Annotated in this window: 10 protein-coding genes; 6 read left to right on the forward strand and 4 right to left on the reverse strand. The window is 71.6% G+C overall.

All coding sequences use genetic code 11. The annotated features are described in order from the left end of the window. Positions 1 to 93: 93 nt before the first annotated feature. Both B9O00_RS02855 and B9O00_RS02860 read left to right on the forward strand, forming a co-directional pair. Complete coding sequence (locus tag B9O00_RS02855; protein ID WP_085120898.1) at positions 94 to 1,686, forward strand: B12-binding domain-containing radical SAM protein; 1,593 nt, start codon at positions 94 to 96, stop codon at positions 1,684 to 1,686. 80 nt (positions 1,687 to 1,766) lie between these two features. Then, entirely contained in the window at positions 1,767 to 2,435 is a 669-nt protein-coding gene (locus B9O00_RS02860; protein WP_085120899.1) for a glutathione S-transferase family protein, read from the forward strand. A 36-nt stretch (positions 2,436 to 2,471) separates the two neighbouring features. Here B9O00_RS02860 and B9O00_RS02865 read toward each other — a convergent pair whose 3' ends face one another. After that, positions 2,472 to 3,239 (reverse strand): tetratricopeptide repeat protein, encoded by a 768-nt coding sequence (locus B9O00_RS02865; protein ID WP_143596125.1) that lies wholly within the window; start codon positions 3,237 to 3,239, stop codon positions 2,472 to 2,474. Between the two features lie 61 nt (positions 3,240 to 3,300). Here B9O00_RS02865 and B9O00_RS02870 point away from each other — a divergent pair, with 61 nt between their 5' ends. Next, on the forward strand, positions 3,301 to 4,197 hold the full coding sequence (locus B9O00_RS02870; RefSeq protein ID WP_085120901.1) for an SDR family oxidoreductase: 897 nt from the start codon (positions 3,301 to 3,303) through the stop codon (positions 4,195 to 4,197). Here the strand turns inward: B9O00_RS02870 and B9O00_RS02875 are convergent, their stop codons facing one another. Next, positions 4,198 to 4,821 carry an ABC transporter substrate-binding protein gene (locus B9O00_RS02875; RefSeq protein ID WP_159460073.1) on the reverse strand — a complete coding sequence of 208 codons (624 nt, stop codon included), beginning with the start codon at positions 4,819 to 4,821 and terminating at the stop codon, positions 4,198 to 4,200. A gap of 176 nt (positions 4,822 to 4,997) precedes the next feature. Between B9O00_RS02875 and B9O00_RS02880 the strand changes: the two genes are divergently transcribed. The 3 genes from B9O00_RS02880 (at position 4,998) to hpnH (ending at position 9,966) form a co-directional block, all read left to right on the forward strand. After that, positions 4,998 to 7,637 carry an MMPL family transporter gene (locus tag B9O00_RS02880; protein WP_159460074.1) on the forward strand — a complete coding sequence of 880 codons (2,640 nt, stop codon included), beginning with the start codon at positions 4,998 to 5,000 and terminating at the stop codon, positions 7,635 to 7,637. Then, on the forward strand, positions 7,634 to 8,623 hold the full coding sequence (hpnA, locus tag B9O00_RS02885; protein WP_085120904.1) for a hopanoid-associated sugar epimerase: 990 nt from the start codon (positions 7,634 to 7,636) through the stop codon (positions 8,621 to 8,623). Before B9O00_RS02880 ends, hpnA begins: the two co-directional genes overlap by 4 nt. A gap of 185 nt (positions 8,624 to 8,808) precedes the next feature. Beyond that, positions 8,809 to 9,966, forward strand: a complete 1,158-nt coding sequence (gene hpnH, locus B9O00_RS02890) for an adenosyl-hopene transferase HpnH (RefSeq protein ID WP_085120905.1) — start codon at positions 8,809 to 8,811, stop codon at positions 9,964 to 9,966. Here the strand turns inward: hpnH and B9O00_RS02895 are convergent. Both B9O00_RS02895 and shc read right to left on the reverse strand, forming a co-directional pair. Then, positions 9,916 to 10,602: a nucleoside phosphorylase-I family protein gene (locus tag B9O00_RS02895; protein WP_085120906.1), complete on the reverse strand. Its 687-nt coding sequence runs from the start codon at positions 10,600 to 10,602 to the stop codon at positions 9,916 to 9,918. The two genes, hpnH and B9O00_RS02895, sit on opposite strands and share 51 nt — an antisense overlap. Before the next feature lie 3 nt (positions 10,603 to 10,605). Continuing rightward, on the reverse strand, positions 10,606 to 12,534 hold the full coding sequence (gene shc, locus B9O00_RS02900; RefSeq protein ID WP_085120907.1) for a squalene--hopene cyclase: 1,929 nt from the start codon (positions 12,532 to 12,534) through the stop codon (positions 10,606 to 10,608). Positions 12,535 to 12,614: the final 80 nt, after the last annotated feature.

Genomic DNA, 12,614 nt, shown 5'->3' on the forward strand with positions numbered 1-12,614 from the left:
TTTTCACTTAGCGATCGGCGGTGCGGCTGCTAGCCTTCGGGCCTAGCGCGGCCGAATCAGGCGTCCGGTCGGCAGAAGGGGGGAGAGATCGCCGTGGCTCGCATCATCCTGGTCGCTCCGCGCTTCGAGCCGTCGTTCTTCGGCTTCGACTACGCGATGCCGGTGCTGGGCAAGAGCGCGAACATGCCGGTCGCGGCCCTGCCCCTGCTGGCCGCGCTGACGCCCGGGGAGCACGAGGTGACGCTGGTCGACGAGGCGGCCGAGCCGCTCGACTACGACGCGATCGCCGAGGCCGACATCGTCGGCCTCACCGGCATGAACGTGCAGCGCTTCCGCATGGTCGAGATCGCCAAGGAGCTGAAGGCGCGCGGCGCCTTCCTGGCGATCGGCGGGCCCTGGGTGACGGTCCAGGAGGACTACTTCGAGGGCTTGGCCGACGTCATCTTCATCGGCGAGGCCGACACGACCTGGCCGCAGTTCCTGTCGGACTGGGCGGAGGGCGCGCATGTCCCCCGCTACGAGCAGGCCGAGCGCACGGACGTCACCACCCTGCCGCCCTCGCGCTTCGAGCTCTACGACATGTCGAAGTACTTCTCGGCCTCGATCCAGGTCTCGCGCGGCTGCCCCTTCCGCTGCGAGTTCTGCGACATCATCGTCACCTTCGGCCGCGTGCCGCGGGTCAAGACGCCGGAGCAGGTGATCGCCGAGCTCGAGGCCCTGCGCGCGCGCAGGGTGTTCGACGTCTACCTCGCCGACGACAACTTCATCGGCAACAAGAAGGCGGTCCGGCCGATCCTCGAGGCGATCGTCGAGTGGCAGCGCCGGCACGGCTATCCGATGATCCTGTCGACCGAGGCCTCGATCAACCTGGCCGAGGAGGACGAGCTGCTCGACCTGATGGGCCAGGCCAACATCGCCACGGTCTTCGTCGGCGTCGAATCGCCCAGCGAAGAGTCCCTGAAGGAGACGCAGAAGGTCCAGAACCTCAAGGGCCGCACCGGGGCGGGCGGGCTGTCGGTGACCGACGACATCATCCGGCGCCTGGGCGTCATCCGGGCCAAGGGCATCGAGGTCAACATGGGCATGATCGTCGGCTTCGACAGCGATCGCCCGGACATCTTCGACCGGCAGCGCGAGTTCGTCAGCCGCACCGGCATCCCGACGGTGCTGGTCTCGATGCTGGCCGCGATCCCGACCACACCGCTGCACAAGCGGCTGACCGGCGAGGGCCGCCTCGACGACGGCGATCCGCCGCCTTACGGCACCAACGTCGTGCCGCTCGGCATGTCGCAGCAGCAGCTGCGCGACGGCTACGTCCGCCTGATGACCGACCTCTACGCGCCCGAAGCCTTCTTCGGACGGCTTGACGCCTCGCTCGCGAGCCTCTCGGCACGCTGGCGGCGGGTCGTCAGGACCGAGGCGAAGAGCCCGCGCGAGCGCCTGCAGCTGACGCTCCGAGCCGCCGTCGGCTCGCTGCTGCTCTACCGGAGCATCATGCGCCACGAGCCCGACCAGGCGCTGCGGCGCACCTGGCGCCGGCGGATCCTGGGGGTCGTCGCCCGCCCGACGCGGCGCCTGCCGCTGAGGGATCTGCCGGCCTACCTGATGCAGGTCGCCTGCCACCTCCACTACCAGCAGTTCGTCCGCTCGATGGCCGCCGACGGACGGGTGCGCAACACCTTCTGAGGCGGCGCCGGCGTGCGGCGCACGCCGGGGCTCGCCGCCCGTGTTGCCGGCGCGGGCGCCGGCGCTATAGTCGCGTCGCGATGCGCATTCTCTACCACCTGCCGCTCGATCCCGGCTGCCGGAAGATCCGCCTGATGCTGGCGGAGAAGAAGCTCGCCTTCGAGCTCAAGGCCGAGCAGATCTGGGAGCGGCGCGAGTCCTTCCTGCGGCTCAACCCGGCCGGCGAGGTGCCGGTGCTGGTCGAGGAGGACGGCACGGTGCTGCCCGACCACCAGGTCATCGTCGAGTACCTGGAGGAGTGCTACCCGGAGGTCCCGCTGCTCGGTCACGGGCCCTTCGAGCGCGCCGAGTCGCGGCGGCTGGCCAACTGGTTCGACCGCAAGTTCGCGCAGGAGGTCTCCGAGCTGCTGCTCGAGGAGAAGCTGATGAAGCGCTACCTCGGCACCGGCACGCCGGACTCCTCGGCGATCCGTGCCGCCAACAGCAACATCCACCACCACCTGCGCTACATCGCCTGGCTGTGCGACCGGCGCACCTGGCTGTCGGGCGACGACTTCGGGCTGGCCGACATCGCGGCGGCCGCCCACCTCTCCTGCCTGGACTACCTGGGCGACGTGCCCTGGGAGCAGCACGAGGGCGCCAAGGACTGGTACGCCCGGGTCAAGTCGCGGCCCTCGATGCGGCCCCTGCTCGCCGACCTGATGCCTGGCAGCCCGCCGCCGAAGCACTACGCCGACCTGGATTTCTGAGGGAGCGGTGGACGGCGGCGCCGGCAGCCGGCGCCGTCACCCCTTCGAGGCCGACAGCGCCGCCAGATGGTTGCGCGCGACGTCGGCGGCCGGCGAGTCGGGGGCCAGCTCGATCACCTTCTGGAGGTCCTTCAGCGCGCCCTCCTTGTCGCCGGTGTCGGCGGACAGCAGGCCGCGCTCCAGCAGCGCCTCCGGATGGTCGGGCACCAGGGTGAGCGCGCGCGTTATGTCCTCCTTGGCCAGCTCCGGCACCTTGAGCAGACGATAGGCCGAGGCGCGGAAGATCAACGCCTCGGGGCTGTCGGGCCTGAGGTCGAGGACCTTGTTGAGGTCGTCGATGGCGTCCCAGTAGCGCTGCTGCGAGGCCAGGATCAGGCTGCGGTCGACCAGCAGATCCGGGTCGTTGGGCAGCAGGGTCACGGCGCGGCTCTGGTCCTCGTAGGCCTTGTCGAGGTTGCCGGCCAGCATCCAGGCCTGCCCGGCCTGGCCGAGCACGCGCGCGCGCTGCTCGCTGTCCTTCATCGAATCGGCCAGCTTCTCGAAGCGGCCGGCGGCCGATTCGTAGCGGCCGAGCGTCGCGTCGACCACCGCCCGGCAGTGCTCGGCCGGCCCGCCGCCGCCCTCCTTGATCCAGGCGTCGGCCTCCTTCTGGCCGTTGAGCGGGTCGCTGCGCGCCAGCTGCATGCAGTCGCGATAGCGCTGCTTGGCCGTCTCAGGCACGGTCTGGGCGCCGGCGGCGAACGGCAGCAGCGCCGCCGTCAGGAGCGCGAGCAGGAAGGCAGCCTGCGGAGGTCGGAGCGTCATGGCCAGGAAGATTGCGCAGCCGCCCCTGGCGCGCAAGGCGACAGCATGCCATCCCTAGGAGATGAGCGATTCGCCGCCCCGCCTGTTCTGCTTCGGCCTCGGCTTCAGCGCCCGCGCCCTGGCGCGGCGCCGGCTCGCCGACGGCTGGCGGGTCGCCGGCACGACCCGCGACCCGGCCAAGGCCGAGGCGCTGGCGGCCGAGGGCATCGAGGCCTTCGTCTTCGCGAACGGCCGGCCCCTCGAGGATCCCGAGGCCGCCCTCGCCGGCACCAGCCACCTGCTGGCCTCGGCACCGCCCGACGCCGAGGGCGATCCCGTGCTGGCGGCCCACGGCGCGGCGATCGCTGCCCTGCCGGGCCTGCAGTGGGTCGGCTATCTCTCGACCACCGGGGTCTACGGCAACCGGGCCGGCGGCTGGGTCGACGAGGCGAGCGCCCTGACGCCGAGCGGCGAGCGCGGCCGGCGCCGGGTCGCCGCCGAGGCCGCCTGGCTGGAACTGCACCGCCGGCACGGCCTGCCGGTCCACCTGTTCCGCCTGGCCGGCATCTACGGGCCGGGGCGCAGCCAGCTCGACAGCGTCGCCGGCGGCCGGGCGCGGCGCATCGTCAAGCCGGGCCAGGTGTTCAGCCGGATCCATGTCGAGGACATCGCGACGGTGCTCGAGGCCTCGATGGCCCGGCCGAACCCCGGCGCCGCCTACAACGTCTGCGACGACGAGGCCGCCGACCCGGCCGAGGTCGTCGCCTTCGCGGCCGCTCTGCTCGGCCTGCCGGCGCCGCCGGCCGTGCCCTTCGAGGAGGCCGGGCTGAGCCCGATGGCGGCGAGCTTCTACGAGGACAACAAGCGCGTCTCGAACCGCCGCATCAAGTCGGAGCTGGGGGTCGTGCTGCGCTACCCCGACTACCGGAGCGGCCTGAGGGCGCTGCTGGCGGCCCCGGAACCGGGTCCGGGCGGCTGATCAGCCCTTGGCGCGCAGCTCGGCGATCTTGTCGCCGAGCAGCTGCAGCAGCTTGTCGAAGCCCTGGTTCTCGACCACGGCGGTGTATTCCGAGCGCTTGGTCGCGAGCTCGCTGTACTTGGCCTCGAGCAGGATGTCGATGATCCGCCAGCCGCCGTCGTCGTCGCGCAGCAGGAAGTTGATCGGCACCGCCTCGCCGCTGGTCTTGATCAGGCGGTTGATCACCAGCTTGGTGCCGCGCGGCCCGTCGCGCGTATCGCCGACCTCGAACTTCTCCCCGGAATAGCCGTCGAAGCGCGAGGCGAAGGTCGCGACGCTCATCTTGCCGAAGGCGTCGACCAGCGCCTGCCTCTGGCCGTCGTCGAGCTGATTCCAGTGCCGGCCGACGGCGATCTGCGCCATGTAGGCGAAGTCGAAGACCTTGTCGAGCACCGGCTCGAGCAGCTTGTAGCGGCCCTCGAAGCCCAGCTCCTTGGCCTGCTTCATGGCCTCGAGCAGCGCGCCGTCGACCGTCTGGACCTGCTCGGCCGGCGCGGCCTCCGCCGCCGAGGCGGCGAGCGGCGCCAGGGCCAGGAAGGCGGCGGCCAGAACGGCGAGCAGACGGCGGCAACGGGGCAAGAGCATGTCGTTTCCTCGGTACAGTGCTGGCATCGTGCCGCGGGGCGGCGTTTCCCAGGTGACTCGGCCTGCGCTCTTTGTCAGAACAGGGGCCCGCAGCCAAGGGTTCCCGAGAGAAGACCCCGGCAGCCGAACGCGCGCCTTATGTGTCCCCGCCTGCGCCGAAAGCAAGAGAAACACCCGTGACCCCGACAGCAAGGACAGGCCTGGCCCGCGTCGGATACGCCTGCGTCGCCTTCTCGGCCCGCCGCCCCCTGGTCGTGCTGCTGGCCGGGCTGCTGCTGACCGGGGCGACGCTCTGGGGCGTGATCGGCTTCCTGGGCATCGACACCTCGACCGACGACATGATCTCGGCCGAGGTGCCCTTCCGGCAGCACGACATCGCCTTCGACAAGGCCTTCCCGCAGCTGCGCGGCCTGCTGGTCGCGGTGATCGACGCGCCGACGCCCGAGCAGGCCGACGCCGCCGCCAGCACCCTGGTCGGGCGGATGCGCCAGCACCCCGAGCTGTTCTCCCAGGTCTTCTGGCCGGCCGGCCTGCCCTACCTGCGGCAGAACGGCCTGCTGTTCCTCTCCGAGAGCGAGCTGCAGTCGCTGGCCGACCGTCTGGCCGGCGCCGCCCCCCTGCTCGGCTCGCTGGCCGCCGATCCCAGCCTGCGCGGCCTGGCCGACGTCCTGGACCAGGCGCTGACCCACCGGGACGAGGCGGGCGGGCCCGAGCTGGCCCCGGTGCTCGACCGGCTGGCCGAGGTCGCCGAGGCGCAGGCCGCCGGGCAGCCGAAGCGGCTGTCCTGGCGCAGCCTGGTCTCGGGCCAGTCGGCGGAGGGCTCCGAGGACACGCTCGGCGGCGACAAGCGGCAGTTCGTGCTGGCCCAGCCGGTGCGCGACTTCGGCGGCCTGAAGCCGGCGGCGCCGGCGATCGCCTTCCTGCGCCAGCAGGGCAAGGCGCTGGCCGCCGAGGGCGAGATCACGCGGCTGCGACTGACCGGCAGCCCGGCCCTGGACCAGGAGGAGCTCGACAGCGTCGCGCTCGGCGGCAAGACCGCCGGCATCCTGTCGTTCGTCGGCGTCACGCTGCTGCTGTTCCTGGGCCTGCGCTCGCCCAAGGTGGTCGGCGCGGCGACCCTGGCCCTGCTGATCGGGCTGATCTGGACCGCCGGCTGCGCCCTGCTGCTGGTCGGCTACCTCAACCTGCTGTCGGTCGCCTTCGCCGTGCTGTTCATCGGCCTCGGCATCGACTTCGGCATCCACTTCTCGCTGCGCTTCCTGGAGGAGTCCGAGCAGGCGCCCGACCGCGGCAGCGCGCTGGCCGCGACCGGCGGCGCGATCGCCGGGGCCCTGACCCTGAGCGCGGTCTCGGCCGCGGCGGGCTTCCTGTCCTTCCTGCCGACCGACTACCTGGGCCTGGCCCAGCTCGGCCTGATCTCGGGCGCCGGCATGGGCTGCGCGCTGATCGCCAGCTTCACCGTGCTGCCGGCGACCCTGGCCCTGCTCAAGCCGCGCGCCCGCCTGCCGCGCCTGCGCCGCTTCGGCGACGCGACCAACGGCCTGGTGCGCCGCCGCCGGAAGGAGATCTGCATCGCCTCGCTGCTGCTCGGCCTGGGCTGCGCCGCGCTGCTGCCGTCGCTGAGCTTCGACTTCAACCCGATCAACCTGAAGGACCCGAAGGCCGAGTCGGTCGCGACCTTCCGCGAGCTGGCGGCCGAGCCGAACAACTCGGTCTACACCCTGGAGCTGCTGCGCCCCGACCTGAAGGCGGCGGTCGCCGAGGCCGCACGCCTGGAGCAGCTGCCCGAGGTCGGCCGCGTGCTGACCCTGCAGAGCTTCGTGCCCGAGGACCAGGACGCCAAGCTGGACATCGTCGACGCCATGGCCAGCTACCTCAGCCCGGTGTTCCTGAGCTTCCCCGAGGCACCGCCGGGCGACCGGGAGCGCGCCGCGGCGGTCGCCAAGCTGTCGGCGAGCCTGGCCACGGCGGCCGGGGCCGGCGACGACGCCCTGGCGAAGGCCGCCGGCCGGCTCCGGGCCGCGCTGGCGAAGCTGACGGGCCCGCAGGCCCTGACCGAGTACGAGACCCGCGTCTTCGCCGGCTTCAAGCCGCTGATCGACCAGCTGAACACCGCGCTGGAGGCCAAGAAGGTCGGTCTCGACGACATCCCGGAGTCGCTGCGCAGCCAGTGGATCAGCGCCGACGGCCGGGCCCGCATCCAGGCCTATTCGGCGCACCAGATCCTCGACAACGCGGACCTGGCGCACTTCGCCGACGCGGTGCAGGCGGTGGCGCCCGACGCGACCGGCACGCCGATCATCGTGACCCAGGCCAGCCGCACCGTCGTCGCGGCCTTCATCGAGGCCTCGCTGATCGCGCTGGTCTCGATCGTCGCGATCCTGCTGATCGTGCTGCGCCGGCTCGACGACACGCTGCTGGTGCTGGCGCCCCTGCTGCTCGCGGCCCTGCTGACCGCCGCGGCCTCCGTGCTGTTCGGCCTGTCCTTCAACTTCGCCAACGTGATCGTGCTGCCGCTGCTGCTCGGCCTCGGCGTCTCGGCCGGCATCCACCTGGTGCTGCGCCGGCGCGAGCAGGGCGCCGGCCACGCCGTGATGGAGAGCTCGACGCCGCGCGCCGTGCTGTTCAGCGCCCTGACCACCCTCGCCTCCTTCGGCAGCCTGGCCCTGTCCGGGCACCGCGGCATGACCTCGATGGGCCAGCTGCTGACCGTCTCGATCATCGCGCTATTGTTCTCGACGCTGGTCGTGCTGCCGGCCCTGCTGGCCTGGCTGCACCCCGGCCCCGGCGGCAGCGCAGGAGAGGCGCAGCGATGACCGTCCTCGTCACCGGCGCCAGCGGCTTCGTCGGCGCCGCCGTCGCCCGGCACCTGCTGGCCGAGGGCGCGGCGGTGCGCGTCATGACACGCTCGACCAGCGACCCGCGCAACCTCGAGGGCCTTCCGGTCGAGCGGGTGACCGGCGACCTGACCGACCGCGCCTCCCTGGACCGCGCGGTCGCCGGCTGCGACAGCCTGTTCCACGTGGCGGCGGACTACCGCCTGTGGATTCCCGATCCCGAGGCGATGCTGGCCGCCAACGTCGAGGGCACGGTCAACCTGATGACCGCCGCCGGCGAGGCCGGGGTCGGCCGGATCGTCTACACCTCCAGCGTCGCGGTGCTCGGCCTGCGCGGCGACGGCGGCTCGGCCGACGAGACGACGCCCTCGTCGCTCGCCGACATGATCGGCGCCTACAAGCGCTCGAAGTTCCTGGCCGAGGCGGCGGTGCGTCGCATGGTCGCGGAGCAGGGCCTGCCCTGCGTCATCGTCAATCCCTCGACGCCGATCGGCCCGCGCGACCTCAAGCCGACGCCGACCGGCCGGCTGGTCGTCGAGGCGGCGCGCGGGCGCATGCCAGCGGTCGTCGACACCGGCCTGAACGTCGTCCACGTCGACGACGTCGCGGCCGGCCACCTGCTGGCCTACGCGCGGGGCACGCCCGGGGAGCGCTACCTGCTGGGCGGCGACAACATGACGCTGTTCGACATCGTCGGCCTGGCGGCGCGCGAAGGCGGCAAGGCGCCGCCCCGCGCGCGCCTGCCGCACGCCCTGATCCTGCCCTTCGCCTACCTCGCCGAGGGCTGGGCGAAGCGCAGCGGCCGCGAGCCCTTCGCGACGGTCGACGGCCTGCGCATGGCCCGCAAGAAGATGTGGTTCTCCTCGGCCAAGGCGGAGGACGCCCTCGGCTACCGCCACCGGCCGGGCGCCGAGGCGATCCGCGACGCCGTCGCCTGGTTCCGCGAGCGGGGCTACCTGGGCTGAGCCGCGGGCCGGCGCCCGGCGGCCACGGGGAACCTTGACGCTCTACGGCACAGAGCGCAGGTAACTGTCAGTCGCGGGGACTTGAGACTTGATGTTGTGCAGTGCAATGTAGAGCATCTGCGCGTCCCGATTGAAATATCCCTGACAAGACTAGGGCTTATCCCTTGCCCGGGAAGGAATGACAAGTGCCTGTACCGCTTCGCCAGCAGCTTCGGGTCGGTGCCTACATCGTCAAGCAGCGCCTGACCCGGACCAAGCGCTACCCGCTGGTGCTGATGCTCGAGCCGCTGTTCCGCTGCAACCTAGCCTGCCCGGGCTGCGGCAAGATCGACTATCCGGACGCCATCCTGAACCGGCGCCTGTCGGTCGCCGACTGCGTCGAGGCGGTCGAGGAATGCGGCGCGCCGATCGTCTCGATCCCCGGCGGCGAGCCGCTGCTGCACAAGGAGATCGGCGAGATCGTCGTCGAGCTGGTGAAGCGCAAGAAGTTCATCTACCTCTGCACCAACGCGCTGCTGCTCGAGAAGAAGCTGCACCTCTTCACGCCCTCGCCCTACCTGACCTTCTCGGTGCACCTCGACGGCCTGAAGGACGAGCACGACAAGGCGGTCAACCAGAAGGGCGTGTTCGACCGCGCGGTCAAGGCGATCAAGCTGGCGCGCTCCAAGGGCTTCCGGGTCAACGTCAACGCGACGCTGTTCGACGGCCTCGATCCCGACCGGGTCGCCGAGTTCTTCGACTACGTCTCGAGCGAGCTCGACGTCGAGGGCATCACCGTCTCGCCGGGCTATGCCTACGAGCGCGCGCCCGACCAGGAGCACTTCCTGACCCGGCGCAAGTCGAAGCAGCTGTTCCGCGACGTCTTCGCCCGCGGCAAGGGCAAGAAGTGGCGCTTCAGCCAGTCGACGCTGTTCCTCGACTTCCTGGCCGGCAACCAGCAGTACAAGTGCACGCCCTGGGGCAACCCGACGCGCAACGTCTTTGGCTGGCAGCGGCCCTGCTACCTGCTGAACGAGGGCTACGCGCCGACCTTCAAGGCGCTGATGGAAGAGACCGAGTGGGAGTCCTACGGGACCGGCAACTACGAGAAGTGCGCCGACTGCATGGTCCACTGCGGCTACGAGCCGACCGCCGTCAACGACACCGTCGGCAACCCGCTGAAGGCGCTCTGGGTCGAGCTGCGCGGCGTCAGGACGACCGGCCGCTTCGCCGCGGACATCCCGCTCGAGGGCCAGCGCAAGGCCGAGTACGTCTTCGACGGCCTGGTCACCCAGGCCGTCCAGGAGATCCACTCAACCAAGGACCAGAAGGCGGCGAGCGGCGACGGCGAGCGCGCCGCCTAGCGCCCGCTCGGCGCGGCCGGCGGCACGGGCCAGGGCCAGCAGCGCCGGCAGCTGGCCCGGCGCGCGCAGCAGACGGCCGGTGACCAGCAGGCCGCGGCTGCGGCCCTCGGCGTCGAGCACATTCCAGGCCGCCGGCGGCAGGGCGAGACCGGCCGGATCGGCAACCGCCCGCAGCACCAGGAACGGCAGGCCGGCCCCCGCCGCGGCGCGCGCCAGCAGATGGCTCTCCATGTCGGCCGAGGCCGCGCCGCTGGCGGCGGCCAGGGCCGCCTTGTCAGCCGCCGTCTTGAGCAGGAGATCGCAGCCCGCCAGGGGCGCCGCGCCGGCCTCCAGGCCGAGCCGGCCGCGCCAGGCGGCGTCCGCCGGCCAGCGCCGCCCCTCGGGATCGACGACTTCGGACGGCAGCAGCAGGCTGCCCGGCGGCAGGGCCGGATCGAGTCCGGCGGCGAGGCCGAAGCTGACCAGGCCGGCCGCACCGGCGGCCACCAGGCGGGCGGCGGCGGCTTCGGCACGCGCCGGATCGGCGGCGCTCACTTCGATCAGGGGAGCCGGCGTCAGGCCTCGGGCGGCGCGCCGGAGCAGCCGGGCCTCGGACGCCAGGCCGACCAGGACGCCGACCGGCCGGGCGCCGGCCACCGGCTACATCCCGTGGCTGACGCGCCGCGAGTTGCCCTGCAGCAGGTTGCGGTAGCGGGCGACGGCCCAGAGCGGGAAGTAGGCGGCGTAGCCGTGGTACTTCAGATAGAAGACCCGCGGGAAGCCGATGCCGGTCCAGAGCTCCTCGTCCCAGCGCGCGCCGTCGCGCGGCGTGCGCTCCAGGAAGGCGACGCCCTTCGCGACGGCCTCGCTCTCGACCTCGCCGGCGGCCATCAGGCCGAGCAGCGCCCAGGCAGTCTGCGAGGGCGTCGAGTCGGCCATCTCGCCCTTGCGGTTCTCCCAGTAGGTCGCGCAGGTCTCGCCCCAGCCGCCGTCGGGCCGCTGCACCGCCTTCAGGAACTCGACGGCGCGGCGCACGTGCGGCGCCTGTGGGTCCTCGCCGACGGCGTTGAAGGCCGAGAGCGCCGACCAGGTACCGTAGATGTAGTTGACGCCCCAGCGGCCGTAGAAGGAGCCGTCCGGCTCCTGCTCGGACTTCAGGAACGCGACGCCGCGCGCGACCACCGGATGGTCGCGGCCGTAGCCGAGCTGCGCCAGCATCGACAGGCAGCGCGCCGTCACGTCGACGGTCGGCGCGTCGAGCAGCGCGCCGTGGTCGGCGAAGGGGATGTGGTTCAGGTAGGTCTTGTCGTTCTCGGCGTCGAAGGCGCCCCAGCCGCCGTTCTTCGACTGCATGCCGAGGATCCAGCGCTCGGCGCGCTCGATCGCCTCGCCGTAGCGCTCCGGGTCGGCGCGGTGCATGGCCATGACCACGACCGCGGTGTCGTCGACGTCGGGATAGTAGTCGTTGCGGTACTGGAACGCCCAGCCGCCCGGGGCGAGTCCCGGCCGCTGCCAGGTCCAGTCGCCCTCGACGTCCTTGATCTCGCGCTCCAGCAGCCAGTCGAAGGCCTTGGTCATGGTCGCGCCTTCGGGGTCGGCGCCGGCCTCCAGCATGGCGTGGGCGGCGAGGCAGGTGTCCCAGATCGGCGACAGGCAGGGCTGGCAGTAGAGCTGGTCCTCGCCGCGGGTCAGCAGCAGCTTCTTCACCGACCGCTTGGCGATCGCCAGGTCCGGATGGTCCTTCGGGTAGCCCAGCGCGTCGAAGGCCATCACGGCGTTGGCCATCGCCGGGAAGATGCCGCCCAGGCCGTCCTCGCCGTTGAGCCGCGGCGTGATGAAGTCGACGGCCCTGTCGATCGCCTTCTGGCGCAGGTTCTTGGGCACCAGCGGCTCGGTCGCGCGCAGCAGGTGGTCGGCGGCGACGAAGGCCCCGCCGAGCAGCTTGCCGGTGGCGTTGTGGATGTAGTGCCGTTCCTGCTCCGGCGGCGTCGTGAACAGCTCGCGGATGTCGACGCCGCGCGGATTGCGCGCCTTCGGCTTCAGGGCATAGAGGATCAGCAGCGGCGCGATGACGGTGCGCGACCAGTAGCTGACCTTCGACATGGTGAAGGGCGACCACTCCGGCAGCAGCATGATCTCGATCGGCATCACCGGCACGGCACGCCAGGGCACCTGCTCGAACAGCGCCAGGGCGATCCGGGTGAAGACGTTGGCGGCGGCCGCGCCGCCGCGCGACAGGATCAGGGCGCGGGCCCGGCGCATGTGCGGCTCGGCCGGATCGTCGCCGATCAGCTTCAGGGCGTAGTAGGCCTTCACCGTCGCCGAGATGTCGGCGTAGTGGCCTGGGAACAGCGGCCAGCCGCCGTCGTCGCCCTGGTTGGCCCTGAGATAGTTGCCGATCCGGCGCTGCTCGTCCTCGTCGATCTCGTCGAGGTAGTGCTGCATCAGCACGTACTCGGCCGGAATCGTGACGTCGGCCTCGAATTCGAAGACCCAGTGGCCGTCCTCGCGCTGCATCGCGCCGAGCGCCTGGGAGGCGTCGGTGATCAGCGTGTCCAGGCGGTCGAAGAGGGGCGCGCGGTCCAGCATGTTGCAACTGCGTAATAGCGGGTCGGCGCTTGTAAGGAAAGAGCCTTCGGGCGGGATTCCAGGGCATTAGGCCCCGTCTC

Origin of the sequence: Tistlia consotensis USBA 355 (assembly GCF_900177295.1) — a bacterium.
Lineage (GTDB): Bacteria > Pseudomonadota > Alphaproteobacteria > Kiloniellales > DSM-21159 > Tistlia > Tistlia consotensis.